At 59.1% G+C, this 25,927-nt stretch carries 25 protein-coding genes and 1 tRNA gene; 20 read left to right on the top strand and 6 right to left on the bottom strand.

What is annotated here, in order from left to right:
• The first annotated feature begins 3 nt into the window (after positions 1-3).
• The 3 genes from QDY28_RS19460 (at position 4) to QDY28_RS19450 (ending at position 3,247) form a co-directional block, all read left to right on the top strand.
• Complete coding sequence (locus tag QDY28_RS19460; protein WP_331383294.1) at positions 4-1,674, top strand: nitrite/sulfite reductase; 1,671 nt, start codon at positions 4-6, stop codon at positions 1,672-1,674.
• A 10-nt stretch (positions 1,675-1,684) separates the two neighbouring features.
• Positions 1,685-2,197 carry a DUF934 domain-containing protein gene (locus QDY28_RS19455; protein WP_331383293.1) on the top strand — a complete coding sequence of 171 codons (513 nt, stop codon included), beginning with the start codon at positions 1,685-1,687 and terminating at the stop codon, positions 2,195-2,197.
• Between the two features lie 237 nt (positions 2,198-2,434).
• Entirely contained in the window at positions 2,435-3,247 is an 813-nt protein-coding gene (locus QDY28_RS19450) for a ferredoxin--NADP reductase (RefSeq protein WP_331383292.1), read from the top strand.
• A 75-nt stretch (positions 3,248-3,322) separates the two neighbouring features.
• On the opposite strand, the gene QDY28_RS19445 is transcribed toward QDY28_RS19450, so the two are convergent.
• The 4 genes from QDY28_RS19445 to QDY28_RS19430 all read right to left on the bottom strand — a co-directional run bounded on the left by QDY28_RS19445 (position 3,323) and on the right by QDY28_RS19430 (position 5,185).
• Complete coding sequence (locus QDY28_RS19445) at positions 3,323-3,937, bottom strand: GntR family transcriptional regulator (RefSeq protein WP_331383291.1); 615 nt, start codon at positions 3,935-3,937, stop codon at positions 3,323-3,325.
• Positions 3,938-4,210: 273 nt separating this feature from the next.
• Positions 4,211-4,417 carry a hypothetical protein gene (locus QDY28_RS19440; RefSeq protein ID WP_028753159.1) on the bottom strand — a complete coding sequence of 69 codons (207 nt, stop codon included), beginning with the start codon at positions 4,415-4,417 and terminating at the stop codon, positions 4,211-4,213.
• A 173-nt stretch (positions 4,418-4,590) separates the two neighbouring features.
• Positions 4,591-4,848: a GlsB/YeaQ/YmgE family stress response membrane protein gene (locus tag QDY28_RS19435; protein ID WP_331383290.1), complete on the bottom strand. Its 258-nt coding sequence runs from the start codon at positions 4,846-4,848 to the stop codon at positions 4,591-4,593.
• A 136-nt stretch (positions 4,849-4,984) separates the two neighbouring features.
• Complete coding sequence (locus QDY28_RS19430) at positions 4,985-5,185, bottom strand: hypothetical protein (RefSeq protein WP_331383289.1); 201 nt, start codon at positions 5,183-5,185, stop codon at positions 4,985-4,987.
• Positions 5,186-5,659: 474 nt separating this feature from the next.
• Between QDY28_RS19430 and QDY28_RS19425 the strand changes: the two genes are divergently transcribed.
• Positions 5,660-5,735: transfer RNA gene (locus tag QDY28_RS19425), tRNA-Lys, on the top strand.
• Between the two features lie 147 nt (positions 5,736-5,882).
• On the opposite strand, the gene QDY28_RS19420 is transcribed toward QDY28_RS19425, so the two are convergent.
• Complete coding sequence (locus QDY28_RS19420) at positions 5,883-6,116, bottom strand: helix-turn-helix domain-containing protein (RefSeq protein WP_331383288.1); 234 nt, start codon at positions 6,114-6,116, stop codon at positions 5,883-5,885.
• Between the two features lie 202 nt (positions 6,117-6,318).
• On the opposite strand from QDY28_RS19420, the gene QDY28_RS19415 reads away from it, so the two are divergent.
• Together QDY28_RS19415 and QDY28_RS19410 are read left to right on the top strand one after the other, a co-directional pair.
• Entirely contained in the window at positions 6,319-7,071 is a 753-nt protein-coding gene (locus QDY28_RS19415) for a cytochrome c biogenesis CcdA family protein (protein ID WP_331383287.1), read from the top strand.
• 45 nt (positions 7,072-7,116) lie between these two features.
• Positions 7,117-8,079: an AEC family transporter gene (locus QDY28_RS19410; RefSeq protein ID WP_331383286.1), complete on the top strand. Its 963-nt coding sequence runs from the start codon at positions 7,117-7,119 to the stop codon at positions 8,077-8,079.
• Here QDY28_RS19410 and QDY28_RS19405 read toward each other — a convergent pair.
• The gene (locus QDY28_RS19405) at positions 8,056-9,258 is read right to left on the bottom strand and encodes a UbiH/UbiF family hydroxylase (protein ID WP_331383285.1); all 1,203 of its coding nucleotides are present in this window, start codon (positions 9,256-9,258) and stop codon (positions 8,056-8,058) included. The genes QDY28_RS19410 and QDY28_RS19405 overlap by 24 nt on opposite strands.
• 213 nt (positions 9,259-9,471) lie before the next feature.
• On the opposite strand from QDY28_RS19405, the gene pcsA reads away from it, so the two are divergent.
• The 14 genes from pcsA to QDY28_RS19335 all read left to right on the top strand — a co-directional run bounded on the left by pcsA (position 9,472) and on the right by QDY28_RS19335 (position 25,808).
• Positions 9,472-10,197: a phosphatidylcholine synthase gene (pcsA, locus tag QDY28_RS19400; protein WP_331383284.1), complete on the top strand. Its 726-nt coding sequence runs from the start codon at positions 9,472-9,474 to the stop codon at positions 10,195-10,197.
• An 18-nt stretch (positions 10,198-10,215) separates the two neighbouring features.
• The gene (locus QDY28_RS19395) at positions 10,216-11,199 is read left to right on the top strand and encodes a quinone oxidoreductase family protein (protein WP_331383325.1); all 984 of its coding nucleotides are present in this window, start codon (positions 10,216-10,218) and stop codon (positions 11,197-11,199) included.
• Between the two features lie 39 nt (positions 11,200-11,238).
• A complete protein-coding gene (locus tag QDY28_RS19390; RefSeq protein WP_331383283.1) occupies positions 11,239-12,813 on the top strand; it encodes an ABC transporter ATP-binding protein in 1,575 nt (524 codons plus the stop codon).
• Entirely contained in the window at positions 12,803-13,888 is a 1,086-nt protein-coding gene (locus tag QDY28_RS19385; RefSeq protein ID WP_331383282.1) for an ABC transporter permease, read from the top strand. The genes QDY28_RS19390 and QDY28_RS19385 overlap by 11 nt, the downstream gene beginning before the upstream one ends.
• A gap of 2 nt (positions 13,889-13,890) precedes the next feature.
• Positions 13,891-14,811, top strand: coding sequence for an ABC transporter permease (locus QDY28_RS19380; RefSeq protein ID WP_331383324.1), 921 nt, complete (start codon positions 13,891-13,893; stop codon positions 14,809-14,811).
• Positions 14,812-14,868: 57 nt separating this feature from the next.
• On the top strand, positions 14,869-15,945 hold the full coding sequence (locus tag QDY28_RS19375; protein ID WP_331383281.1) for a BMP family ABC transporter substrate-binding protein: 1,077 nt from the start codon (positions 14,869-14,871) through the stop codon (positions 15,943-15,945).
• 143 nt (positions 15,946-16,088) lie between these two features.
• Complete coding sequence (ytfQ, locus tag QDY28_RS19370; RefSeq protein ID WP_331383280.1) at positions 16,089-17,051, top strand: galactofuranose ABC transporter, galactofuranose-binding protein YtfQ; 963 nt, start codon at positions 16,089-16,091, stop codon at positions 17,049-17,051.
• A 189-nt stretch (positions 17,052-17,240) separates the two neighbouring features.
• Positions 17,241-18,764: a galactofuranose ABC transporter, ATP-binding protein YtfR gene (gene ytfR / locus QDY28_RS19365; RefSeq protein ID WP_331383279.1), complete on the top strand. Its 1,524-nt coding sequence runs from the start codon at positions 17,241-17,243 to the stop codon at positions 18,762-18,764.
• Complete coding sequence (locus QDY28_RS19360; protein ID WP_331383278.1) at positions 18,761-19,789, top strand: ABC transporter permease; 1,029 nt, start codon at positions 18,761-18,763, stop codon at positions 19,787-19,789. Before ytfR ends, QDY28_RS19360 begins: the two co-directional genes overlap by 4 nt.
• Positions 19,786-20,754: a galactofuranose ABC transporter, permease protein YjfF gene (gene yjfF, locus QDY28_RS19355; protein ID WP_331383277.1), complete on the top strand. Its 969-nt coding sequence runs from the start codon at positions 19,786-19,788 to the stop codon at positions 20,752-20,754. The genes QDY28_RS19360 and yjfF overlap by 4 nt, the downstream gene beginning before the upstream one ends.
• A 16-nt stretch (positions 20,755-20,770) precedes the next feature.
• Positions 20,771-21,517 carry a FadR/GntR family transcriptional regulator gene (locus QDY28_RS19350; RefSeq protein WP_331383276.1) on the top strand — a complete coding sequence of 249 codons (747 nt, stop codon included), beginning with the start codon at positions 20,771-20,773 and terminating at the stop codon, positions 21,515-21,517.
• A 102-nt stretch (positions 21,518-21,619) separates the two neighbouring features.
• A complete protein-coding gene (glmU, locus tag QDY28_RS19345; RefSeq protein WP_331383275.1) occupies positions 21,620-22,981 on the top strand; it encodes a bifunctional UDP-N-acetylglucosamine diphosphorylase/glucosamine-1-phosphate N-acetyltransferase GlmU in 1,362 nt (453 codons plus the stop codon).
• 117 nt (positions 22,982-23,098) lie between these two features.
• Positions 23,099-24,925, top strand: coding sequence for a glutamine--fructose-6-phosphate transaminase (isomerizing) (gene glmS / locus QDY28_RS19340; RefSeq protein ID WP_331383274.1), 1,827 nt, complete (start codon positions 23,099-23,101; stop codon positions 24,923-24,925).
• A 178-nt stretch (positions 24,926-25,103) separates the two neighbouring features.
• On the top strand, positions 25,104-25,808 hold the full coding sequence (locus QDY28_RS19335) for a DUF502 domain-containing protein (protein ID WP_331383273.1): 705 nt from the start codon (positions 25,104-25,106) through the stop codon (positions 25,806-25,808).
• Positions 25,809-25,927 lie beyond the last annotated feature (119 nt).

Raw genomic sequence — 25,927 nt, 5'->3', positions numbered from 1 at the left:
ATCATGTATCGTTACGACGAATTTGACCACGCCTTTGTTGCGGAACGGGTTTCGCAGTTCCGCGATCAGGTGCAGCGGCGCCTTTCGGGTGAGCTCTCGGAAGATGCGTTCAAGCCGCTGCGCCTGATGAATGGCGTCTATCTGCAGCTTCATGCCTATATGCTGCGTATTGCCGTTCCCTATGGCACACTGAGCTCGCGCCAGATGCGCATGCTGGCGCATATCGGTCGCACCTATGACCGCGGTTATGGCCATTTCACCACCCGCCAGAACCTGCAGTTCAATTGGCCGAAACTGTCCGACATACCCGACGTGCTTGCCGAGCTCGCTTCCGTCGAGATGCACGCCATCCAGACTTCGGGCAATTGCATTCGCAACGTCACGGCCGACCATTTTGCCGGTGCTGCCGCCGACGAAGTTGCCGACCCGCGTCCCTACGCGGAAATTCTGCGCCAGTGGTCTTCCGTCCACCCGGAATTCTCCTTCCTGCCGCGCAAGTTCAAGATCGCCGTCACCGGCGCCGAGCGCGATCGCGCCGCCATCCAGGTACACGACATCGGCCTGCACCTGAAGAAAAACGACAAGGGCGAGATCGGCTTTGCCGTCTATGTCGGCGGCGGGCAGGGCCGCACGCCGATGGTTGCCAAACTGATCCGCGACTTCCTGCCGGAAGAAGACCTGCTGTCCTACACGACCGCTATCGTGCGCGTGTACAATCTGCACGGCCGCCGTGACAACAAATACAAGGCCCGCATCAAGATCCTCGTGCACGAAACCGGGGCTGAGGAATTGGCCCGCCAGGTCGAGGCCGAGTTTGCGAAGCTGAAGGACACGGAACTGAAGCTTCCCGAGGCGGACGTTCAGGCGATCGCGGCCTATTTCGCGCCACCGGCTCTGCCCGAACGTGCCGAAGGTTGGGAAAACCTTGCCCGCTGGAAAAAAGCCGATCCGGACTTTGCTCGCTGGGTGCACCAGAATGTGCAGCCGCATAAGAACCCCGATTACGGCATGGTGACCATCTCGCTGAAGCCGATCGGCGGTATTCCGGGCGATGCTTCGGACGCGCAGATGGATGTGGTCGCCGATATCGCCGAAGAATACGCCTTCGATGAAATCCGCGTCAGCCACGAGCAGAACCTGATCCTGCCGCATGTCGCACTGGCCGATCTCGAAGCCGTCTATCGCGCTCTGGTCGCAGCCGGTCTCGAAACCGCCAATGCCGGTCTGATCACCGACATCATCGCCTGTCCCGGGCTCGACTATTGCGCTCTCGCCAATGCGCGTTCGATCCCGGTTGCGCAGGAAATCTCTAAGCGCTTCGGTTCGGCCGAGCGTCAGGCCGAAATTGGTGAGCTGAAGATCAAGATTTCCGGCTGCATCAATGCTTGCGGCCATCACCATGTCGGCCATATCGGCCTGCTTGGCGTCGAGAAGAAGGGTGCGGAACTCTATCAGATTACGCTCGGCGGCTCCGGCGACGAGCATACCTCGATCGGTGAGATCATCGGCCGCGGTTTCGAGCCGGAAAAGGTGACCGACGCGATCGAGACGATCGTCGATACCTATCTCGGCCTGCGCCTGGAGCCCTCTGAAACCTTCCTTACCGCCTATCGCCGGGTCGGACCGCAGCCTTTCAAGGATGCGCTCTACGGCTCCGCGGCGGAAGCGGCGTGAGGAGATGGCCATGACGAAGATTTGGCGGGAAAGCGGTTTTGCCGCAAACGATCCCTGGATCATCGAGACTGATGACCTGAAGGCAACGGAAGAGCAGAAGCCGCTGCTCAGTCTCGACGCCCTGATTGCCAAGGCCGAGGAAAGCAACGATGTCGGCCTCGGCGTGTTGATCAAGCCGGCTGACGATGTGGCCCGGCTGGAGCCCTATCTCGATCGCCTGGCGATCGTTGCAGTGGCGTTCCCGGCTTTCAACGACGGCCGCGCCTTCAGCCACGCGTCGCTGCTGCGCCAGCGCCTCGGCTACACCAACGAGCTGCGTGCGGTTGGCGACGTGCTGATCGACCAGATTCCGTTGATGCTGCGCGTCGGCATCGATAGTTTCGCGGTCACCAATGAGACGGCGCTGAAGCGGCTTTCGGAACAGCGCCTGCCAGGCATTCCGCATCACTATCAGCCGACCGCCCGGCATGCCGAAGGTGGTCAGGGCTATAGCTGGCGCCGTCAGGCCGCCAAAACGGCATAATGCGGCTTTCCAGCCCCAGGAGTGGCGGCAATGCGAGATACATCGGATTGCCGCATTCTGGGTCATAATGAAGGGCGCATGTGACGGCGTGAATCTTGACCGGAACACGCATATTTTACGCCGGCGCCGTGGGATGGAATGGAATGCCTTTAAGTTGGGGCTATATTATAATATCAGCCTCCCGAAAGGCAGCCTGCCAACAATGACGTGTATGACGAATACGGGATCCGATACCGAATGAACGCCCCCGCCAAGACCGAAGAATTTGTTTCCGCAGTGCCCGCCGGCGTCTTTGCCGAGAAGGTGCTGAGCGTGACGCATTACACCGACCGGCTCTTTCGCTTTACGATGACGCGGCCGCAGGGCTTCCGCTTCCGCTCCGGCGAATTCGCGATGATCGGCCTGATGGTCGATGGCAAGCCGCTTTACCGCGCCTATTCGATCGCAAGCCCGGCCTGGGCCGATGAGCTTGAATTCTTCTCGATCAAGGTGCCGGACGGCCCGCTGACCTCGCATCTGCAGAACATCAAGCCGGGCGACGAAGTGCTGATGCGCAAGAAGCCGACCGGTACGCTGGTGCTCGATGCGCTGACGCCGGGCAGGCGGCTTTACATGTTCTCGACCGGCACCGGCATCGCGCCGTTCGCCAGCCTGATCCGCGACCCTGAGACCTATGAGAAGTTCGAGGAGGTGATCCTCACCCATACGACCCGTGACGTCGCAGAGCTGAAATACGGCTTCGACCTTGTCGAGGAAATCCGCAACAATGAAATCCTGAGCGAAGTTGTCGGCGACAAGCTGCGCCACTATGCGACAGTCACCCGCGAAGAGTTTCCCTTCAAGGGTCGCATTACCGATCTCATCGAAAACGGCAAGCTCTTCACCGATCTCGGCGTACCAGCATTGGATCCCGCCATCGACCGCGGCATGATCTGCGGCTCCTCGGCGATGCTCAAGGATACCAAGGATCTGCTTGAGAAGGCAGGTCTCAGCGAAGGCGCCAACAGCAAGCCAGCCGAATTCGTCATCGAGCGCGCCTTCGTCGGCTGAAGGAAAAGCTGAACCGCTTTCAGAATCGGCGGATATCGCAATAGGCAAGGCGGTCTCGACAGCGAGGCCGCTTTTTTATCTGGCGCTGAGATAATCGATCAGCGTCGCCATTGCCTTTCGGGCATCTTCGCTATCGCCCTTATGGATGGCCCTGATGACGCTGACATGCAGCGCGATCGAACGGTCGATGGCGTTTGGTGTCGCGGTCGAATACCAGAGCCGGCGCGAATGGGTCTGCACGGGGCCGAGAGCGGCCGTGATGAAGCCGTTCGGACAGGCATCCTCGAGAATTTCATCGAATGCTTTGTCGGCAGCAAAGAAGCCGGGCAGATCGTGCGTTTCGGCGCAATCGGTCATCAGCCGGGCGCATTCCAGCAATTGTTCCCGCTGTTCCTCGGTGGCTTGACTGGCGACCAGCGATGCAGCGATTGGTTCGAGTTCGCGCCTGACCTGCATGACATGCTCATGGTCTTGCGGCCGAATCTCTGCAATCTGCAATCCGACGCGCGGCTTCACATGGATCAGCCCCTGCCATGCCAGCTTCTGAATCGCCTCGCGCACCGGCGTGCGCCCATGGCCCGCCAACTCGATCAGTTGCTTCTCCGTCACCAGCGCACCTGGTTTCAGAACCAGCGTCACGATCCGCTGCTCAAGGGCGAGATAGGCGAGGTGGCTTTGCGAATTCTGCATGCTCGGCCGATTCCGTTGATATATCACAAGCTGCCATGTCGTTCTCGCAATGGCAAGCGAAGGTGATATGTTAGGAAAGGCCAGTGCAGACCGGACACCCATTCGAAAAGCCGCGAGCGGATAGCCACTGCTGTCGCCAACACGCAGCAAAGCCATCGCCCATATCAGGCGCGCATTTGGCGAGCCTGCCGCACCATGAAACTAGTGATTTGGGAGGTCCGAGGCAAAGGCCGGGCGAGGGAGAGCCCGGCATCCTGTGACTGCGATATGGCGTCAATAGCCGATTGCGGAGGAAAGGCTCGGCGGTTTCCGCTTGGCAGCCATCAGCAAGTCGAGCTCAGTCGATGATGGTCCGAACTTATCGAACAGCCGCTTTGCTTCCTTGTCGTCGAGGCGATATTTTCGTGCGAATTCGGCGATGCTATAGGGACGACCGCGTATTACTTTCCGGCCCGGCGTCTGATTGGCGCTTTGGGTCATGCTTCCAACCTCCTCTTCCGTCTACTAATAAAAGCTAGGGCTGCGGATGAGGTTGAAAAGGGGTTGTGAAAGTCAAAATCTCACATAAATACAATAAAAAAGGGAGGATGAACTATCCCATCCTCCCTTTGACCATTTCTGTGGAGACGGCGTTCTGCGCGCGCGGCGCGCGCCTATCGTCTGATCAATCGCCCGACGAAGATCAGGATGCAGGCACCGATGAAACCGGTGATCAGATAATTGAGCCAAGCGTGGAACGGCAATGCGATGTGCAGGACTCCAAGGAGCCAGCTAGCAACGACTGCGCCGACGATGCCGAGGATGATGTTCATGAAAACGCCCATGTTGCTTTCCATGAGCTTTTCAGCGAGCCAGCCGGCAAAGCCGCCAATAATGATTGCTGCGATCCAACCGACGTGTGCGTCTTCCATAAAGATCCTCCTGAGGGAATCGGCAGGTTGCCAATAGTTCCGATATACACCAAAAGCGATTCGGGCCGCAAATCATTGCGTCTGGGTTGCGATCAGAACCGTTGGCGGTCGCGATTATTGAGGAAAAATGTTACGGTTATTCCGGTGCGCCGAGGCAAGCTTTGAGATCGGCAAGCTGCTTTCTGATATCCTCGGCAATTTCATCGGTCGTATCGATGAACCGGTTGTTTTCGACGGCATGTACGCGGATCCGGCCCTGCTTCAGACAATGTAGATGAAAACGCAGAAATTGCTCCTGTGCCTTGCACCATTTATCCAGTTCGGATTTCTGCTTCATTGGCGCTCTCGACCCCAGTGCCGGCCCAAATCTGACACCGAACAGATGTCGTAACAATTCAGGCCAGTATTCAACAATGCCGTGTTTGTTGAAAATCATCCTATCAAAACAGTGGTAACATTCTGAAGTGGCGCTCGCCGAGTCATTCGTTTGAATGAGAAAGGCGTAGTCGATCCCCAAAAAGTCTGCGGCAATCTCCCGAAAAGGCAAGAATAATCTATGGGATAATTCTTAAATTGAGGAATTGTGACGAGCCTATCATCAAAACGATTGGTCGCTGCTTTTGCAGAAAGAGATGCGCTTTCCTGCGGCCGACTTTCCCGATCTGCGCGTCGAAACAGGCAGGTTTCACCACTTCGATATGCGGAAAAGCATTGTACGTCGTCGCAACCGCGATTTTATGGGTTGACCGCAATGGGGCGTCTGCATATGTTCCGCGCACTTCCAGCCGGGGTGCGATCATCCGCGGACGGGGAGAGCGTAGCTCAGCCGGTAGAGCAACTGACTTTTAATCAGTAGGTCATGGGTTCGAATCCCATCGCTCTCACCAAAATTCAAAAAAATCAGCGCATTAAGGGTAGGTTTTGTTCAAACCTTGGCGAGGCGTTTTCGCGTCTGTCCTTTGCCCGAAGGAAAACGATGAATGTCCGCCTCAGCAGGACAAACGATTCACCGCGCTGTCGTACCTCGCGGCATCCTAGCCGGCGGATGCCCGTTCGACATAGCGCAGGATTCTGGTCACGGTTGATCGGCTAACGCCCGCCTCTTGAGCGATGCAATCCATCGATTTTCCCTCGGCCTTTAGGCGGAATACACTTTCTTCCTTATGCCTCATGGCATTGACCGACGAATCGTGCGCCGGCACCATGCCGACGGCGATGGAATTTTCGACCGCTGAGGTTTCGGAATGCTCTGTATCAACAGGCGCCATGACACGCTCCCTTGCAATCATTGGAGAGTTGGAAGCAATGACGTCAATGTTGTTGCGAGTAAATTCGGATATTAGCAGTATATCAAACAAGCTTTATTCGGTATGACCGCAAGCGTCGCGCCTGCCACCCGCGAAAAGGTGATTGGCCTTCCTGCGACTGCAACGCTAGTAAGACGGCTGGATGACATAGCCGGAGTCTGTCGTGTCGCTTGCTGATATCTCGCTTCTGAGCGCCTTGCTCGCCGGAGCGCTTTCGTTTCTTTCGCCCTGTGTGCTGCCGCTGGTGCCGCCTTATCTCTGTTATATGGCCGGCATTTCCGTCGAACAGTTCCGCGGCGGCGGTGCGGCCGTTGCGGCCGGGCCAAGTGTTCGCGGCAATGTCCTGTTCTCGGCGCTGTTCTTCACACTCGGCTTTGCGACGGTGTTCATCGCGCTTGGCGCCGGCGCGTCCTCGATCGGCATTCTGCTGCGCCAGCATCTCGATTTTCTGGCGAAAATAGGCGGCCTGATCATTGTTATTATGGGCCTGAATTTTCTCGGCGTTTTTAGGCTTGGCATTCTCGCCCGCGAGGCACGTTTCCAAGGTGGCGGCAAGCCGGCGACGCTGACGGGCGCCTATATCATGGGCCTGGCCTTTGCGTTTGGCTGGACGCCCTGCATCGGCCCGGTGCTTGGGGCAATCCTCGGCGTTGCGGCTTCGCGCGAGACGATCGGCGCCGGCGCCGGCCTGCTTGCCATCTATTCGCTCGGCCTTGCCATTCCCTTCTGGATCGCCGCTGGTTTTTCCGGTGCCTTCATGAGCTTTCTTGTCCGCTTCCGCCGCCACCTCGGCACGGTCGAGAAGGTCATGGGCGGGCTACTCGTGCTGACCGGTCTGGCGTTCATCTTCGGCTATGTCAGCGACATGGCGATCTGGTTCCAGCAGACCTTTCCAATCCTGATGCAAATCGGCTAAGCAACTCCCGTCTTCCTTTCCAATCACCCAAAATGGATATGCCTGATGGCTGACATTGTCGGTCTGTTGCTGCCGTTCTTCGGTCTGATCGCGATCGGTTACATTGCCGCGCGCATGACAAAACAGCCGGCGGAGGCGCTTGGCTGGCTCAATACCTTCATCATCTATGCCGCGCTGCCGGCCCTGTTCTTCAAGCTCGTTTCGAAAACCCCGATCGAACAACTGACGCGCGTCGATTTTATCGTCACCGATATTGCCGCGACCTATTTGATTTTCCTGTTGCTGTTCCTGATCGGACGCTTCCTGCGCCGCAACTCGCTGGCAGACAGCACGGTCCAGGCTTTCGCCGGCGCCTACGGCAATATCGGCTACATGGGGCCGGGTTTGGCGCTGCTGGCGCTTGGCGAGAGGGCCGCCGTTCCCGTCGCCCTGATCGTCTGCTTTGAAAATGCGCTACATTTCATCGTTGCGCCAGCATTGATGGCCATTGAGGGCGGCGATAAACGTTCGCCATGGCGGCTTGCCGCCGACATTGCGAAGAAAGTGCTGCTGCACCCCTTCATCCTGTCGACAGCCCTCGGCTTTGCCGCCGCTGCTTTTTCCATCAGCCAACCGCCCGCCTTCCAACGCTTCGTCGACTATCTCGCACAGGCTGCCGCACCCTGCGCATTGTTCGCCATGGGCGTGACATTGGGGCTGCGGCCGCTGAAACGTATCCCAACCGAGATCGGCTATGTCGTGCCGGCCAAGCTCATTCTACATCCGCTGGTCGTCTATGTCGTGCTGCAGGCGGTCGGGGGCTTTGATCCGATCTGGATCGAATCGGCGGTGCTGCTCGCCGCCTTGCCCACGGCGACGAATGTGTTCGTCATTGGCCAGCAATATGGCGTCTGGCAGGAGCGGGCCTCCGCGACGATCATGATCACCACCGCATGTTCGGTGGTGACCGTCTCCCTGGTGCTTTATTTGATCAAGTCAGGCGCCTTACCGGCGCAGCTTTTCCCGTAGCATCGACGGAAAGCCGCGCAAGCCGCCGCCGGGCTCGATGCCTTCGCGCATGACGATGTTGCGCAGCGGCGGAATGGCCGAAAGCACGTGCAGTCCCGCGGCTCGCAACATTTGTACGGGCAGGAAATCCGAAAGCAGAGAGCGGTTCAGCAGATCGACGCTTGCTGTCCGGCTGATGATATCAACGCGGCGGCGGCGGTCGAAGCTGTCGCCTGCCGATGCGGAAATCGGCTGTCCGGTCGGGCTCGCCAGAATTTCGACGAGCGTCAGGATATCGCGCAGGCTGAGATTTAGCCCTTGAGCGCCGATCGGTGGGAAAACATGCGCGGCTTCGCCGATCAACGCGGCCCGGCCCTTGCCGAAGCGATACGCCGTCATGCCGGAGAGCGGCCAGACCTGCACGCTGTCCTCGACCGTGACCTTGCCGAGCATTGATTGCATGCGGTCCTCGATGAGGCGGCCGAGGTCCTCCAGCGATCTTTCCGAATTGGCGGCCGCTTCCGCCGGCTTTTGCACCCAGACGAGGCTGGAGCGACTGCCGGGCAGGGGCACTTGGGTAAATGGCCCGCTTTCGGTGTGGAACTCCGTTGAGATGTTTTGATGCGGCAGCGAATGGCCAAAATTTAGCACCATGGCCGATTGCGGATAGGACCAGGTCTTGACCTTGATCCCAACCGTTTCCCGCACCAGCGAATTGCGCCCGTCTGCACCGACGACAAAAGCCGCATCGACCGTTTCGCCATCCTCCAGCGTGATGGTAACGCCATCGTCGCGGACCGCGATTCCGGAAGCCGCCGTCTCGATAAGCTCGATATTGCCCTCGGCTTTCACGGCTTCGCTGAGGGCGCTGAGCAGTGCAGCATTAGGGATATTGTAGCCGAAGGCGTCGAGGCCGATTTCGGAGGCGCGAAAAGCGACGGTCGGCGCACGCAGCAGCCGTGTGGTGCCATCGATGATCTGCATCGTGATCAAGGGTGCGGTGGAAGGTGCGATCCTGTCCCACAGCGCCAGCCGCTCCAGGAAGCGAATCGATTGGTCCATCAACGCCGTCGTCCGCCGGTCGGCCTTATTATGCGGCTGAGCCACGAGGGCAACGGCCCGTCCGCCGCGCGCTAAGGCGATCGCCGCGATCATGCCCGCCAGACCGCCGCCGATGATGGCTACTTCAACCTGCTTCATATCGATGCCTCAATTGTCTTTCTTTCTGAAAATAGACGCTTAGCCTGTTGAAATCCATGGGATGAAACATCGCAACGGGTGAAAATGACAGGAACTCGCGCTAGCCTGTGGCACATGCACGTTTTTGCGCTGGCAGCGCCGCGCAAAGGGTGCATATTAGAAAGAAAAATCGCCTGCCCGGGCAGGTAGATAAGCAGGCGAGTAACGGGGCGGATGAAAATCTTCAATTACAAGCGGGTGCCTTACGCGGAGATCCGTGCCTTTTCCGTACATATATTGACGGCATCCGGCTCGTTTCTTGCCTTTCTCGGCGTTGTTGCAGCGGCAGAACATCGCTTCGTCGATATGTTCTGGTGGCTGGGTCTGGCATTGCTTGTCGACGGCATTGACGGGCCGATCGCCCGCAAGGTCAGAGTCAAGGAAGTGTTGCCGAATTGGTCCGGCGACACCCTCGACAACATCATCGACTATGTGACCTATGTGCTTCTGCCGGCCTTTGCCCTCTATGAAAGCGGCATGATCGGTGAGCCCTGGTCCTTCGTCGCCGCCGGAATGATCGTCGTCTCCAGCGCCATTTATTATGCCGACACTGGCATGAAGACGGAGGAATATTTCTTCTCCGGCTTCCCGGTCGTCTGGAACATGGTGATCTTCACGCTCTTCGTCATCGGCGCCAGCGCGACGACCGCGATGGTGCTCGTCGGCGTTTCGGTCGTCTTGACCTTCCTGCCGATCAATTTCCTGCATCCGGTGCGGGTCAGGCGTCTGCGGCCGCTCAATCTCGGCATATTCCTGTTCTGGTCCGCTCTCGGCATGTATTCGCTGCTGATGCATTTCGTCATGCCGCAATGGGCCATTATCTTGTTTATCGTTAGCGGCATCTATCTTTATTGCATCGGCGCCGTACTGCAGTTTTTCCCCTCCCTCGGACGCCAATAGGATTCGAAAGCCATGAACATGAAGAAGACCAAGGCCATTCGCATTCACCAAAACGGCGGGCCGGAGGTCATGAAGCTGGAGGAGGTCGACCTGCCGGCTCCAAGCGCCGGGGAGGTGCAGATCCGCCATGCTGCAATCGGCCTCAATTTCATAGACATCTATTTTCGCTCCGGCCTCTACAAGGCACCTCAGTTTCCCCTACCGCTCGGCAAGGAAGCCGCCGGTACGATCACAGAAGTCGGGCCGGGCGTCACCGATTTCGCGGTGGGCGATCGCGTTGCCTATGTCGGCAGCGACGGCGCCTACAGCGTCGAGCGCAACATCGAAACCCGCCACCTGGTCAAGGTGCCTGACGATATCCCGCTCGAAACCGCCGCAGCGATGATGCTGAAGGGGATGACGGCCGAATATCTGCTGAATCGCACCTTTAAGGTCGGCCCTGGAACGACGCTGCTGTTTCATGCGGCCGCCGGCGGCGTCGGCCTGATTGCCGGCCAATGGGCCAAGGCTCTCGGAGCCAGCACCGTCATCGGCACTGCAGGTTCTGCAGCAAAAGTCGAACGGGCGTTGGCGCATGGCTATGACCACGTCATCGACTATAGCAAGGAGAGCTTTGTCGATCGTGTCCGAGAGATTACGGGTGGCAAGGGCGTCGATGTTGTTTACGATTCGGTCGGCAAGGACACGTTTCCGCATTCGCTCGATTGTCTGAGGCCGCTTGGAATGTGGGTTACCTTCGGCCAATCCTCTGGCCCGATCGAGAATTTCAATCTTGCCATCCTCAACCAGAAGGGTTCGCTTTTTGCGACGCGTCCGAGCCTTTTTGCTTATGTCGGCACGCCTGAAGAGTTAAGAGCCAGCGCCAGCGCATTATTTGCTGTTGTGCAAAGCAACAAAGTGCGTATCAATATTCATCAGACCTATCCGCTGAGCGATGCGGGGCGCGCGCACACGGATCTGGAAACAAGAAAAACGAGTGGAACTACGCTGCTGATCCCATAGATCCGAAAGAGCAGGACGGTGGGAAGGAATGAGGGGAACGTGTCGTCATTCGATGTACCGGCAACCGGTGCGTTATTGTCGGTTCGCAAGCTGACGAAGCTGTTCGGTAGCTTTGCTGCCTGCAATGGAATTGATCTGGAAATTCGACCGGGTGAGATTCACGCTCTGCTCGGTGAGAACGGCGCAGGCAAATCCACTCTGGTGAAGATGCTGTTCGGTGTTTTGGAGCCGACCGAGGGCGAGATCGCCTGGCAAGGCCAACTGGTCTCGATCGGCTCGCCGGGCGAAGCCCGCAAGCTCGGCATCGGCATGGTGTTTCAGCACTTTTCGTTGTTCGAGGCGCTGACGGTCGCTGAAAACATCGCTCTTTCCCTCGATGACAGTATACCGATCGGCAAGATCGCCGAGGAGGCTGCCAGCCTGTCGCAAGCCTATGGCCTGCCGCTCGATCCCTATGCGCACGTCGCCGACCTTTCCGTCGGCGAGCGCCAGCGCATCGAAATCGTCCGTGCGCTGCTGCAGAATCCAAAGCTGATCATCCTCGACGAGCCGACCTCGGTGCTGACGCCGCAGGAAGCCGATCGGCTGTTCGAAACACTCTTCCGGCTCCGCGATGAAGGCCGTTCGGTGCTCTACATCAGTCACCGTCTGGAGGAGGTGCAGCGCATCTGCTCCCGCGCCACCGTGCTGCGCCATGGCAGGGTCACCGGGGCCTGTGACCCACGACAGGAAACGCCCGGCTCGCTTGCCCGCATGATGGTCGGCAGCGATGTTGCCAGCGTGCAGCATGAAGGGCTTGGGAAAAAGGGCGACATTCAGCTCGAGATTGCCGGCCTTTCCGTGCCCGCGCGCACGCCCTTTGCCATGTCGCTGAAGGATGTTTCGCTGCGCGTACGCGCAGGCGAGATTCTGGCGATCGCCGGAGTTGCCGGCAACGGGCAGGGGGAGCTATTCGACATCGTTTCCGGTGAGCACACCGTGCCGTCAGACGATTTGATCCGCGTGCGCGGCCAGGCGGTTGGCACCAAAGGTATCAACACGCGCCGCTTGTTGGGAGCCGGCTTCGTGCCGGAAGAACGTCACGGCCATGCGGCGGTTTCGGGACTGAAACTATCGGACAATCTCGTGCTGGCCCGCAGCAAATCGGACCGCCGGGCTTTTCTTGCCGGCGGTTTCCTGAAGGTGATCCGTCGTGGCACGGTCAAACAGGCGACCAAGCGCATTTCCGAAGCCATGGACGTGCGCAAGAGCGGCGAGGACCCGACGGCAGGCTCGCTCTCCGGCGGCAATCTCCAGAAGTTCATCGTCGGCCGTGAGCTCGACCGGCAGCCCACCGTGCTGGTCGTCAACCAGCCGACCTGGGGTGTCGACGCGGGTGCCGCAAGCCATATCCGCCAGGCACTGGTCGATCTTGCCCGCAACGGCTCGGCCGTGCTGGTCATCAGCCAGGATCTCGACGAAATATTCGAGGTGGCTACCGATATCGCCGTCATTTCCGAAGGGCGGCTGTCGCCGGCCTATCCCGCGGGCGCGCTGACGCGGGAAAAGATCGGCCTCCTGATGGGCGGCCTGCATGAATCAAAGACGCATTCGGAGCCCATGCATGCGCATTGAATTGGAAAGGCGCCCGCAGGCTTCGAAACTATTCGGCTTCCTGTCGCCGCTGCTTGCTCTCGCACTGGCGCTGATCGCCGGCACCATCATGTTCGCCTTGCTCGGCAAGGATCCCGTGGAGGCGCTGGACGCTTTCTTCGTTGAGCCCCTGCTGGAAGTCTGGTCGCTGCACGAACTGGCGATCAAGGCCGGGCCGCTAATCCTGATCGCCGTCGGCCTTTGCGTCTGCTACCGCTCCAACAACTGGAATATCGGCGCCGAAGGCCAGTTCACCATCGGCGCGGTCGCTGGCTCCTACATTCCGATCGTCTTCACCGACTGGCATTCGCCGATGGTCCTGCCGCTGATGCTGATCGCCGGCGCCATTGGCGGCGCGCTCTATGCCGCCATCCCGGCATTGCTGAAGGCGCATTTCAACACCAACGAGATCCTGACGAGCCTGATGCTCGTCTACATCGCGCAGCTCTTCCTGGATTGGCTGTCACGCGGTCCATGGCGCGATCCGCAGGGCCATAATTTCCCGCAGAGCATCGATTTTCCGCCGGAGGCTGTGCTGCCGGCGATCTGGGAGGATTCCGGCCGGGCGCATTGGGGGATCGTCTTTGCCATCATCGCGGCGATCCTTGCCTGGTTCATGATGAAATACACGCTGAAGGGCTTTGAGATAACCGTTCTCGGCCAATCGGAACGGGCAGGGCGTTTCGCCGGCTTTTCTTCCAAGAAAATGGTCTGGTTCGGCTTCCTCTTCTCCGGTGCGCTGGCAGGCCTTGCCGGCATTTCCGAGGTTTCGGGCTCCATCGGCCATCTGCAGCCGGCGATATCGCCGGGCTACGGCTTTACCGCCATCATCGTTGCCTTCCTCGCGCGTCTCAATCCGCTCGGCGCGATCCTCTCCGGTTTCGTGCTGGCGCTCACCTATCTCGGTGGCGAGGCCGCGCAATTGTCGCCCGGCATCTCCGCCAAGGCGGCAAGCGTCTTCCAGGGGCTGCTGCTGTTCTTCGTGCTCTCCTGCGACACGCTGATCAACTATAAGATCCGGCTCGTCTGGTCGCGGGTTCGGGGAGGTGCGGCATGAGTATGAGCGTTTTTGAAGCAATCCTCCTCACCATCATCACGGCTTCGACGCCGCTCGTTATCGCCGGCCTTGGCGAACTCGTCGTGGAACGCTCCGGCGTGCTCAATCTCGGCGTCGAAGGCATGATGATCATCGGGGCTGTCGCCGCGTTTGTCGGCGCGCAGATGAGCGGATCGCCCTATGTGGGCCTCATCACCGGCATTGTCGGCGGCGCGCTGTTTTCGCTGCTGTTTGCATTCCTGACATTGACGCTGGTGACCAATCAGGTGGCGACAGGTCTCGCGCTCACCATCCTTGGCCTCGGTCTCTCCGGCATGATCGGCGAAGGTTATGTCAGCGTGCCCGGAGTGCAGTTGCGGGAAATCGTCTTTCCGTTCCTCTCCGATATTCCGCTCGTCGGGCCGGTGCTGTTCAAACAGGACCTCACTTTTTATCTCTCGATCGTCCTGCTTTTCGGCGTCAATTGGTTCCTCTTCCGCAGCCGGACCGGCCTGAAGCTGCGCGCCATCGGCGACAGTCACGGCTCGGCGCATGCCCTCGGCATCGACGTCATTCGCACGCGCTATCTCGCCGTCATGTTCGGCGGCGCCTGCGCGGGGCTCGCCGGCGCGCAGTTGTCGCTGGTCTACACACCGCAATGGGTCGAGAACATGTCGGCCGGCCGCGGCTGGGTGACACTGGCGCTCGTTGTCTTCGCCTCGTGGCGGCCGATGCGCGTCATGGCCGGCGGCTATCTCTTCGGCGCGGTGACGATCCTGCAGTTTCACGCGCAGGGCTTTGGCGTCGGCATCCCCGCACAATTCCTGTCGATGTTGCCCTATGCGTCGACTATTGTGGTTCTCGTCATCATCTCTCAAAATCGCCGCGCGACCTTGATCAATACGCCAGCGTCGCTCGGCAAGGCCTTCGTTCCGGAACGCTAACGACAATAACCCGCAACCGGACGGATTTTTGCAAATGTCAAACCAACAGGGGTAACCATGAAAAAACTAGCACTCGCACTCGCCACCACGGCCGCTGCCATAGTCGGCTTCGCTGCCGCGGCCGAAGCGGCGCCGACCAAGGTCTGCTTTGTCTATGTCGGCTCGCACACGGACGGCGGCTATTCGCAGGCGCACGATCTCGGCCGTCAGCAGGTCCAGAAGGAGTTCGGCAACAAGATCGATACGCCTTATCTCGAAAATGTCCCGGAAGGCCCGGACGCCGAACGCGCGATCGAGCGTCTCGCCCGCTCCGGCTGCTCGCTGATCTTCTCCACCTCCTTCGGCTTCATGGATGCGACCGTCAAAGTCGCCGCGAAGTTCCCGAAGGTGAAGTTCGAGCACGCGACCGGCTTCAAGAGCGGGCCGAATCTCGCCACCTACAATTCGCGCTTCTACGAAGGCCGCTACATCCTGGGTCAGATCGCCGCCAAGATGTCGAAGAACCACGGTGCCGCCTACATCGCGTCCTTCCCGATCCCGGAAGTGGTGATGGGCATCAACTCTTTCGAGCAGGGCGCGCGTTCGGTCGATCCGAGCTTCAAGCTCAAGGTCATCTGGGTCAACACCTGGTTTGATCCGGGCAAGGAAGCCGACGCGGCCAAGGCGATGGTCGACCAGGGCGTCGATATCCTTACGCAGCATACCGACACCACCGCGCCAATGCAGGTGGCCGAGGAGCGCGGCATCCATGCCTTCGGTCAGGCTTCCGACATGATCGCCTCTGGCCCGCATGCGCAGTTGACCGCTGTCGTCGACACTTGGGGTAACTACTACTCCAAGCGCGTCCATGCGCTGCTCGACGGCACCTGGAAGGCCGAACAGAACTGGGACGGCCTGAAGGACGGCATTCTGAAGATGGCGCCCTACACCAACATGCCTGATGACGTGAAGAAAATGGCCGAAGAGACCGAAGCCAAGATCAAGTCCGGCGAGCTCGCACCGTTCACCGGCCCGATCAACAAGCAGGACGGCACGCCCTGGCTGAAAGCTGGCGAAAAGGCCGATGACGCTACGCTGCTGGGCATGAATTTCTACATCGAAGGCGTCGACGACAAGCTGCCGGCGTCCAAGTAAAACATACCCATCGCTGCAGTTGAAAAAGGGCGCCTCGTAGCGCCCTTTTTTGTTGCAGTGCGTCACAGAATGTCGATTTACAAAAGTATTACTATATGATTTTTTATCGTCGGCCGTAGGAGATGGCCAATTGGGAGGACATCATGAAATTGAAGACTGCACTGGTGAGTGCCACGATTCTCGCTGCTTGCATGTTTACGTCTGCATCGGCAAAGAATTTGGTGGTCGGCTTTTCGCAAATCGGTTCGGAATCCGGCTGGCGCGCGGCGGAAACGACCGTTACCAAGCAGCAAGCTGAGAAGCGCGGCATCGATCTTAAATTTGCCGATGCCCAGCAGAAGCAGGAAAACCAGATCAAGGCGATTCGCTCCTTCATCGCACAGGGTGTCGATGCGATTCTGCTGGCTCCCGTCGTCGAAACGGGATGGGACTCCGTTCTGAAGGAAGCAAAGGAAGCAAAGATCCCGGTCATCCTGCTCGATCGTACGATCAACGCACCGAAGGATCTTTACCTGACCGCCGTTACCTCGGACCAGATCCACGAAGGCAAGGTTGCCGGCGACTGGCTCGTAAAGACCGTCGGCGATAAGAAGTGCAATATCGTCGAGCTTCAGGGCACCACCGGCTCCTCGCCGGCGATCGCCCGCAAGAAGGGCTTCGAAGAAGCCATCAAGGGCCATGACAATCTGAAGATCGTACGCAGCCAGACGGGCGATTTCACCCGTGCCAAGGGCAAGGAAGTCATGGAAAGCTTCCTGAAGGCCGAAAATGGCGGCAAAGATATCTGCGCGCTCTACGCTCATAACGACGACATGGCCGTCGGCGCCATCCAGGCGATCAAGGAAGCCGGTCTGAAGCCGGGCAAGGATATCCTGACCGTATCCATCGATTCGGTTCCGGACCTCTTCAAGGCCATGGCAGCCGGCGAGGCAAACGCGACGGTCGAACTGACGCCGAACATGGCCGGTCCCGCCTTCGATGCCCTCGACGCCTACCTGAAGACCAAGAAGGAGCCGCCGAAGTGGATCCAGACCGAGTCCAAGCTGTACACGCAGTCTGACGACCCGCAGAAGGTCTACGAGGAGAAGAAGAATCAGGGCTATTGATGTAAAAAGCAAACGCATCGGCCGGCGAACGGCCGATGCGGGCTTTTCGACGCGGAACTGCGGGCGCGCTGAAACTTCACGAATTCGGGTGAAATCATCTGAATGCGAGTAAGATGAACGCACGGCGCTTCAACGAGCGGCGTATTCGCGCTTTTGCATAGCGGCTCAATTCAAGGAAATTCTTGGCCCATGGCTCATGATGTCGAGCGTCTTCTGACAGCTACCGGCTTTTGCAAATATTTTCCCGGTTCCACCGCCTTGGATCATGTTGATTTCACATTGCGGCGGGGCGAGGTTCATGCGCTTCTCGGCGAGAACGGTGCCGGAAAATCGACTCTGATCAAGTGCATGACGGGCGCATACCGCCGCGACGCAGGCAGCCTTGTTCTCGACGGCGCCGAAATCGACCCGCACGATACGCTGGCGGCGCAGAAGCTCGGTATCGGAACAGTCTATCAGGAGGTGAACCTCCTAGCGAATTTGAGTGTCGCTGAAAATCTGTTTCTCGGCCGTCAGCCGAGACAGTTCGGCATGATCAGCAGCCGTTTGATGAACAGCATGGCGAAAGACCTGTTGGCGCAATACGGCATAAACATCGATGTCAGCCGTCAGCTCGACCGTTTCTCGGTCGCAATCCAGCAGGTCATCGCAATCGCCCGCGCCGTCGATCTTTCGGGCAAGGTTCTGATCCTTGACGAGCCGACCGCGAGCCTCGATACGCATGAAGTTGCCATGCTTTTCGGCATTATCCGAAACCTGAAGCAACGCGGATTGGGTATTGTTTTTATTACGCACTTTCTTGAGCAGGTTTATCAGATCTGCGACCGCATCACCGTTCTGCGCAACGGTCGCCTTGTGGGTACGCGCGATGCGGAGGGGCTTTCGCGGCAAACTCTCATCGCCATGATGCTTGGCCGCGAACTTGCGCAGGTCGAAGCGACCACGAAGCAGGAAGTCGGCGAAAGCGGGCCGGTGAGATACCGCTTCACCAATTTCGGCAAACGCGGCAAGATCAAGCCCTTCGACATGGAGGTTCGTGTCGGTGAAGTGGTGGGGATTGCCGGTCTGCTGGGCTCTGGACGCACGGAAACCGCGGAGGTGCTTTTCGGCGTCGAGCGGGCCGACAGCGGCCAGGCAAAGATCGAGGACAGGCCGGTGACCCTTTCGAGCCCGCGCGCCGCCATCAGCAGCGGCTTCGGCTTTTGCCCCGAAGATCGCAAGACGGATGGTATCATCGGCGATCTCTCCATCCGCGAAAACATTGTCATGGCTCTCCAGGCCCGCCGCGGCTGGGCACGCCCATTGGCGCGCAGCGAGCAGAACGCGATTGCCGATCGCTATATCAAAGCGCTGGATATTCGCACCACGGACCGGGAAAAGCCGATAAAGCTGCTGTCCGGGGGCAATCAGCAAAAGGCCATTCTGGCGCGCTGGCTCGCTACCAATCCCAATTTTCTGATATTGGACGAGCCGACACGCGGCATCGACGTCGGTGCTCACGCCGAGATCATCCGCCTGATCGAGGACCTTTGCAGGCAGGGAATGTCGCTGGTGGTGATTTCGTCCGAGCTGGAGGAGCTCGTGGCCTATAGTTCCCGCGTCATCGTGCTGCGTGACCGCGAGCATATTGCCGAACTGACAGGCGACAAGATTTCCGCCAGCCATATCGTCGATTCGATAGCGACGGGCGAGAGCAAGCGAGAAGACGCATGAGTTCCCAGATCAAGGCCCTGTTGTTTCGATTGGCTCCGCAACTCATTGCGTTGGCAGCCATTCTTCTTTTGAATTTCATCATGTTCCCGCAGTTTTTTCATCTGGAACTGCAGAATGGTAGATTGTACGGCAGCATTATCGATGTTCTCAATCGAGGTGCGCCGGTAGCGCTTCTGTCCATCGGTATGACACTGGTCATCGCCACCAAGGGCATCGATCTTTCGGTCGGCGCAGTGATTGCAATTTGTGGCGCCGTTGCGGCATCCGCCATCGTCTCCGGACATTCTCTCGCCTACACGTTGATCCTGACCATCGGTGTCGGGCTCGCTTGCGGGCTGTGGAACGGGTTCCTTGTCGCGGTTCTCGACATTCAGCCGATCATCGCCACGCTGGTGCTGATGGTGGCGGGCCGCGGTATAGCCCAACTGATCACCGAAGGCGTCATCATGACATTCAATGACGATGGCCTCATCTTCCTGGGAAGCGGGTCCTTCGCCTCTCTGCCGATGCCTGTCGTCATCTGGCTGCTGGTGGCATTGGCGGTCATTCTTCTGGTGAGGCGCACGGCCCTCGGCATGCTTGTCGAGGCGATCGGCATTAACCGGCGGGCAAGCACGCTATCGGGCATCCAGACGCCCGTGCTGCTGATCGCCGTCTATGCGCTGAGCGGCCTTTGCGCCTCGATCGCCGGCATCATCGTTTCGGCCGATATTAAGGGCGCCGACGCGAACAATGCGGGTCTCTGGCTTGAACTCGACGCGATTCTAGCCGTTGTCGTCGGCGGCAATTCCCTTCTTGGCGGCCGTTTCAGCATTGTCGGCTCGCTGATCGGTGCGATGATCATCCAGTCGGTCAATACGGGCATTCTGTTGTCCGGCTTCCCGCCGGAATTCAATCTGGTGATCAAGGCCGTCATCGTTATCGTCATTCTGGTCATCCAGTCCCCGGCTCTCCAGTCCGTTTCGACGTTTTTCTGGCGTCGGCGGGAAACGGCGCAGATGATCCATGAGGAGCAGGCAAAGTGAATTCGAAATATCTTCCCCTGCTTGCGACGATCGTTATTTTCCTGCTGGCCTATACCGGTTGCGTGCTGCAGTTTCCGACCATGCTATCGACGCGGGTCATCGGTAATCTGCTGACGGACAATGCTTTTCTCGGAATTGCAGCAGTTGGCATGACCTTCGTCATCCTCTCCGGGGGCATCGATCTGTCGATCGGTTCGGTCATCGCCTTTACCGGCGTCTTCCTGGCGCTAATTCTGCGGGATACCTCCATCCATCCTTTGCTCGCCTTCGCGCTTGTCCTGGCGATTACGACGATCTTCGGCGCAGCCATGGGCGCCATCATCCACTATCTCAGCATGCCGCCCTTCATCGTCACGCTGGCGGGGATGTTTCTTGCTCGGGGCATCGCTTTCGTCCTCTCGATCGACAGCATCCCGATCGAGCATGATTTCTATTCGCAACTGAGCGATCTTTATCTGTTGCTGCCGGGCGGCGGCCGGCTGACGCTGATCGGCGGTATCATGCTTATCGTCTTTGCCGGCGGCATCGTGCTGGCGCATCGCACCCGCTTCGGAGCCAACGTTTATGCTCTCGGCGGCGGCGTGCAGACGGCTCAGTTGATGGGTGTTCCGGTCGGCCGCACGACCATCCAGATCTACGCACTGTCCGGCCTTCTCGCCGGTCTATCCGGAATCGTTTTTTCGCTCTATACGTCGGCAGGATATTCGCTGGCTACCGTTGGCGTCGAGCTTGACGCCATTGCGGCAGTGGTCATAGGCGGAACATTGCTGACGGGGGGAGCAGGGTTCGTGGGAGGAACTCTCATCGGAATTCTCATACAGGGCTTGATTCAGACTTACATCACCTTTGATGGAACGCTTTCCAGTTGGTGGACTAAGATATTGATCGGGCTCCTGCTTTTTGTGTTTATTCTGATGCAGAAGGGCCTCCTGCTGCTTTCCCGCTTCAATCGACGTTACGCCTGAGGGAAGGACAGAGTGCTTGCGCGGCAGATTGCTTGAAACAAGAAAAACCGAGGGAAAATCACGGACCAGCCATGCGCAGGTGGTGGACGATCTCGGAAAAGCGATCGTGTCGGGGGCCTTTCCCATTGGCAGCATTCTTCCCGGCGACAGCGAGCTTCTGCAACGGTTCAAAGTGTCGCGCACGGTCTTGCGCGAGAGCATGAAGACGTTGGCGGCGAAGGGCCTGGTCGTTCCGCGCGCCCGGGTCGGCACCAGGGTCACCGAGAAGATCCATTGGAACATGTTCGACAGCGCGGTGCTGACCTGGCACTTTGAAAGCGGCGTCAACGAGGAGTTCCTGCTGCACCTCTATGATATTCGTTTGGCTTTCGAGCCGTTTGCCGCCAGTCTCGTAGCGGAGCGCGCCAGCAAAGAGGAAGTCGAGTTGTTGCGGCGGCTTGCGACGGCCATGGCCGCGCCGGAACACACGCCCGACAGCCTCGCTGTTGCCGACCTTCATTTTCATCTGGCAATCACGGAAGCTTCCCATAATCCCTTCATGCGCTCGCTTGGCGGCCTGATCGAAGCAGCTCTCGTCGGCATGTTCCGGATGAGCGCGCCCCCCAGCAATAACGGCTTCGGCAACATTGCCGACACGCACATGGCGATTGTTGACGCCATCGCCGCCGGTGACGCGCTCGCGGCGCACAAGGCGATGGAATTCGTCATTTTCGATGGCCGCCAGCATGTCCAGGAAGCTTTCGCCGCACTCGCGGACGCTTGACGCCTACGTCTAATTTCGCCGTAGTTCACCGCTCAACTAGTTGCTATGAGGAGACGACGCCTGTTCTTGGGCCTCGTTGGGCCGTATCTTTCGGAGCTTGAAATGGAACGCACCTGTCTCGCCATCATCCTCGCCGCTGGCGACAGCACTCGTATGAAGTCATCGACCTCCAAGGTGCTGCATCCGATCGCCAGCCGTCCGATGATCGCGCATGTGATGGAAGCGATCGCCAAGACCGGTATTTCTGCTGCCGCCCTTGTCGTTGGCCGCAATGCGGAAGAGGTCGCCGCCGCAGCCGCTGTCGGCGGCGTCAAGGTGGAAGCCTACCTGCAGAAGGAGCGCCTCGGCACAGGCCATGCCGTGCTCGCTGCTCGTGAGGCGATTGCCGCGGGCTACGACGACGTTCTGGTGGCCTACGGCGACGTGCCGTTGCTGACAGACGCGCCGCTTCGCGCCGCACGTCAGGGGCTCGCCGAGGGCAATGACATCGTCGTCATCGGCTTTCACACCGAAAATCCGAATGCCTATGGCCGGCTGCTCGTCAAGGACGGCGAGCTCATCGCCATTCGCGAAGCGAAGGATGCGACCGATGCCGAGCTTGCGGTCACCTGGTGCAACAGTGGTCTGATGGCGATCAATGGCCGGAAAGCGCTGGACCTGCTCGACCGTATCGGCAACGACAATGCCAAGCGCGAATATTATCTCACTGACCTTGTCGAGATCGCCCGCTCTCTCGGTGGTCGTGCGGTCGCCGTCGACGCGCCCGAAGTGGAGATGACCGGCTGCAACAACCGCGCCGAACTCGCCGTTATCGAGCGCCTGTGGCAGGAGCGGCGGCGTCACGACCTGATGCTCTCGGGGGTCACCATGATCGCGCCGGAAACGGTGTTTCTTGCCTATGATACGGTGATCGGCCAGGACGCACTGATCGAGCCGAACGTGGTCTTCGGTCCTGGGGTCGTTATCGACGGCGGCGCGGTCATCCACGCCTTTTCGCATATCGAAGGCGCCCATGTCAGCGCCGGCGCCACGGTCGGCCCGTTCGCGCGACTGCGTCCGGGTGCCGATCTTGCCGGCGGCTCGAAGGTCGGCAATTTCTGCGAGGTGAAGAACGGCAAAATCGGCGAGGGCGCGAAGGTCAACCATCTGACCTATATCGGCGATGCGACCGTCGGAGCCGGCAGCAACATCGGCGCAGGCACGATTACCTGCAACTACGATGGCGTCAACAAGCACGAGACCCATATCGGCGCAAACAGCTTCATCGGCTCGAACTCGTCGCTGGTGGCGCCCGTGCGCATTGGCGACAGCGCCTATGTTGCCTCAGGCAGCGTCATCACCGAGGACGTTCCTGCAGAAGCACTGGCCTTCGGACGCGCCCGCCAGGAGGTCAAACCTGGCCGTGCCAAGGTCATTCGCGAGAGGGCCTTAGCCATCAAGGCGACGAAGAAGGGCAGTCACTAAGCCTAAAGTGTAGGGCCGCGTAACGGTCGGAAACCGAAAGTGACCGTCGCGGCAATTGAGAAAACTGCTAGAATCATTAGGACTTGCTCCAATTTCTTGGGCCAGACGGAGAATTGCATGTGCGGCATTGTGGGGATTGTCGGAACGAAGCCGGTGGCGGGACGATTGGTGGACGCCTTGCGGCGTCTCGAATATCGCGGCTACGATTCGGCCGGCGTCGCCACCATCCATAACGGCGTTATGGACCGCCGCCGCGCCGAAGGAAAACTCTTCAATCTCGAAAAGCGGCTGGACGTCGAACCACTACCCGGCGCCACCGGCATTGCTCACACCCGCTGGGCGACGCATGGCGTTCCCAACGAAACCAACGCGCATCCGCATTTCGTCGAAGGCGTTGCCGTCGTCCACAACGGCATCATCGAGAATTTCTCCGAGCTGCGCGAGGAGTTGAAGGTTGAGGGCAGGGTATTTGCCACGCAGACCGACACGGAAGTCGTCGCGCATCTCCTGGCGAAATATCTCCGCCAGGGTTTCGATCCGCGCGCAGCCATGTTGAGGATGCTGAACCGCGTCACCGGTGCCTATGCACTGGTCGTCATGTTCCAGAACGATCCCAATACGCTCATGGCGGCCCGCTCCGGCCCGCCGCTCGCCATTGGTTTCGGCAGTGGCGAGATGTTCCTCGGTTCCGACGCGATTGCGCTTGCGCCCTTCACCAACGAAATCACCTATCTCGTCGACGGCGATTGCGCGATCATCACGCGAGATGGCGCAACGGTCGTCGACTTCAGCGGCCAGGAAGTCAGCCGCGTTCGGCAGATATCGCAGGCGACCGCCTATGTCGTCGACAAAGGCAATCATCGCCACTTCATGGAGAAGGAAATTTACGAGCAGCCGGAGGTGATCTCCCATGCGCTCAGCCAATATGTCGATTTCGTCAGTCATCGGGTGCGCCCGAATGCGTCGGCGATCGATTTCAACGCCGTGTCCGGTCTGGCGATCTCGGCGTGCGGTACGGCCTATCTCGCCGGTCTGATCGGCAAATATTGGTTCGAGCGTTACGCCCGCCTGCCGGTGGAGATCGATGTCGCTTCCGAATTCCGCTATCGCGAGATGCCGCTGTCGGCATCGCAAGCTGCGCTGTTCATCTCCCAATCCGGCGAGACGGCCGACACGCTGGCGTCGCTGCGCTATTGCCGCGATAACGGCCTGAAGATCGGTGCCGTCGTCAATGTCAAGGAATCGACCATAGCGCGCGAATCCGATGCGGTGTTCCCGATCATGGCCGGCCCCGAAATCGGCGTTGCCTCGACCAAGGCCTTCACCTGCCAGCTTGCCGTATTGGCGTCTCTTGCAATCGGCGCCGGCAAGGCTCGTGGCACAGTCAGCGCTGAAGACGAACAGGCGATGGTGGGTCATCTCGTCGAGATGCCGCGCATCATGGCCCGGGTGCTGAACATCATCCAGCCGCAGATGGAAAGCCTTGCCCGTGAAATATCGAAGTTCAACGACGTGCTTTATCTCGGCCGCGGCACCAGCTTCCCGCTCGCCATGGAAGGCGCGCTGAAGCTCAAGGAAATCTCCTACATCCATGCCGAAGGCTATGCTGCTGGCGAGCTGAAGCATGGTCCGATCGCGCTGATCGACGAGAACATGCCTGTGATCGTGATTGCGCCTTATGATCGCTTCTTCGACAAGACCGTCTCCAACATGCAGGAGGTGGCGGCACGTGGCGGCCGCATCATCTTCATCACCGACGAGGCGGGAGCTGCGGCTTCCACCTTACCGACCATGGCGACGATTACCCTGCCTGTCGTCGATGAAATCATCGCGCCGATGATCTTCTCGCTGCCGATCCAACTGCTCGCTTATCACACCGCTGTCTTCATGGGCACGGATGTCGATCAGCCACGCAACCTCGCCAAGTCGGTGACCGTCGAATAGACTGCATTCCCCACTCTTTTTTCTTAAAATAACGTCGTCGTGAACCGGGCTCGGATCCGGACCGACGGCGTGATTGGCGGGTTGTGCGACGCGCCGATTTCTGGCACGTTTCACATCGGAGATGGTGGGGGAATTTGCCGGTTAGCGGTGGCGACGGAACGGAGTTTTCGAACGGCGAATGTCTGAAAAACCCATCAAAATGTCTGTGGCAACGCGGATCAGAAATAATTTCCTGGCGGGCCTGATTATCTGCGCGCCGATCGCCATTACGCTCTGGCTCACTTGGTCCGTGGTCCACTGGGCCGATAGCTGGGTCAGGCCCTATATTCCGGCGCGCTACGATCCCGAGAGCTATCTGAATTTCGCCGTGCCCGGCACTGGCCTTGTGATCGCGATGATCTTCATCACGATCGTGGGTTTCCTCGCCAAAAACCTCATTGGTCAGAGCATCGTCCGCTTCGGCGAATCGATCGTGCAGCGCGTGCCTCTGGTGCGAACCATCTACAAGAGCGTGAAGCAGATTTTCGAAACCGTGCTGAAGGAGCAGGGCACGTCCTTCAAGAAGGTCGGCCTCATCGAATATCCGAGCCCGGGCCTCTGGTCGATGGTGTTCATCTCCACCGACGCCAAAGGTGAGATCGCCTCGAAGTTCAACGCCATGGGGCAAGACATGGTGGCCGTTTTCCTGCCGCCGACGCCGGTACCGACGGCCGGCTTCCTGGTGTTCGTTCCGCGTGAAAAAATCACGATCCTCGACATGAGCCCGGAAGATGGCGCCAAGCTGCTGATTTCCGGCGGCTTGGTCTCGCCGGAATATCGGGAAAAGCTGATCGGCAAGGAACTGCCGCAGCCGGCTCCCATCCCGGTAAAAACCTTGTCTTAGAGCAATTCCAGAGAAAGGTGCGCAGCGGTTTCCGTCCGGAATTGCGGAAAAACAATAGGCTAGAGCTGTTCCAAGATTCCGTGAAAAGCTGAATCGCTCCAAACTCACCTTTTCCTGAT

Source organism: Rhizobium sp. BR 362 (genome assembly GCF_036528765.1).
In the GTDB taxonomy this organism is placed as follows: domain Bacteria; phylum Pseudomonadota; class Alphaproteobacteria; order Rhizobiales; family Rhizobiaceae; genus Rhizobium.
Note: the sequence above shows the minus strand (reverse complement) of the source record. Positions and strands in the feature narration are given on the sequence as shown.

What these genes read in the sequence shown, in the direction of transcription:
- QDY28_RS19460 (WP_331383294.1), top strand. Translation starts at nt 4, where the DNA reads ATGTATCGTTACGACGAATTTGACCACGCCTTTGTTGCGGAACGGGTT.
- QDY28_RS19455 (WP_331383293.1), top strand. Translation starts at nt 1,685, where the DNA reads ATGACGAAGATTTGGCGGGAAAGCGGTTTTGCCGCAAACGATCCCTGG.
- QDY28_RS19450 (WP_331383292.1), top strand. Translation starts at nt 2,435, where the DNA reads ATGAACGCCCCCGCCAAGACCGAAGAATTTGTTTCCGCAGTGCCCGCC.
- QDY28_RS19445 (WP_331383291.1), bottom strand. Translation starts at nt 3,937, where the DNA reads ATGCAGAATTCGCAAAGCCACCTCGCCTATCTCGCCCTTGAGCAGCGG.
- QDY28_RS19440 (WP_028753159.1), bottom strand. Translation starts at nt 4,417, where the DNA reads ATGACCCAAAGCGCCAATCAGACGCCGGGCCGGAAAGTAATACGCGGT.
- QDY28_RS19435 (WP_331383290.1), bottom strand. Translation starts at nt 4,848, where the DNA reads ATGGAAGACGCACACGTCGGTTGGATCGCAGCAATCATTATTGGCGGC.
- QDY28_RS19430 (WP_331383289.1), bottom strand. Translation starts at nt 5,185, where the DNA reads ATGAAGCAGAAATCCGAACTGGATAAATGGTGCAAGGCACAGGAGCAA.
- QDY28_RS19420 (WP_331383288.1), bottom strand. Translation starts at nt 6,116, where the DNA reads ATGGCGCCTGTTGATACAGAGCATTCCGAAACCTCAGCGGTCGAAAAT.
- QDY28_RS19410 (WP_331383286.1), top strand. Translation starts at nt 7,117, where the DNA reads ATGGCTGACATTGTCGGTCTGTTGCTGCCGTTCTTCGGTCTGATCGCG.
- QDY28_RS19405 (WP_331383285.1), bottom strand. Translation starts at nt 9,258, where the DNA reads ATGAAGCAGGTTGAAGTAGCCATCATCGGCGGCGGTCTGGCGGGCATG.
- pcsA (WP_331383284.1), top strand. Translation starts at nt 9,472, where the DNA reads ATGAAAATCTTCAATTACAAGCGGGTGCCTTACGCGGAGATCCGTGCC.
- QDY28_RS19395 (WP_331383325.1), top strand. Translation starts at nt 10,216, where the DNA reads ATGAAGAAGACCAAGGCCATTCGCATTCACCAAAACGGCGGGCCGGAG.
- QDY28_RS19385 (WP_331383282.1), top strand. Translation starts at nt 12,803, where the DNA reads ATGCGCATTGAATTGGAAAGGCGCCCGCAGGCTTCGAAACTATTCGGC.
- QDY28_RS19380 (WP_331383324.1), top strand. Translation starts at nt 13,891, where the DNA reads ATGAGCGTTTTTGAAGCAATCCTCCTCACCATCATCACGGCTTCGACG.
- QDY28_RS19375 (WP_331383281.1), top strand. Translation starts at nt 14,869, where the DNA reads ATGAAAAAACTAGCACTCGCACTCGCCACCACGGCCGCTGCCATAGTC.
- ytfQ (WP_331383280.1), top strand. Translation starts at nt 16,089, where the DNA reads ATGAAATTGAAGACTGCACTGGTGAGTGCCACGATTCTCGCTGCTTGC.
- ytfR (WP_331383279.1), top strand. Translation starts at nt 17,241, where the DNA reads ATGGCTCATGATGTCGAGCGTCTTCTGACAGCTACCGGCTTTTGCAAA.
- QDY28_RS19360 (WP_331383278.1), top strand. Translation starts at nt 18,761, where the DNA reads ATGAGTTCCCAGATCAAGGCCCTGTTGTTTCGATTGGCTCCGCAACTC.
- glmU (WP_331383275.1), top strand. Translation starts at nt 21,620, where the DNA reads ATGGAACGCACCTGTCTCGCCATCATCCTCGCCGCTGGCGACAGCACT.
- glmS (WP_331383274.1), top strand. Translation starts at nt 23,099, where the DNA reads ATGTGCGGCATTGTGGGGATTGTCGGAACGAAGCCGGTGGCGGGACGA.
- QDY28_RS19335 (WP_331383273.1), top strand. Translation starts at nt 25,104, where the DNA reads ATGTCTGAAAAACCCATCAAAATGTCTGTGGCAACGCGGATCAGAAAT.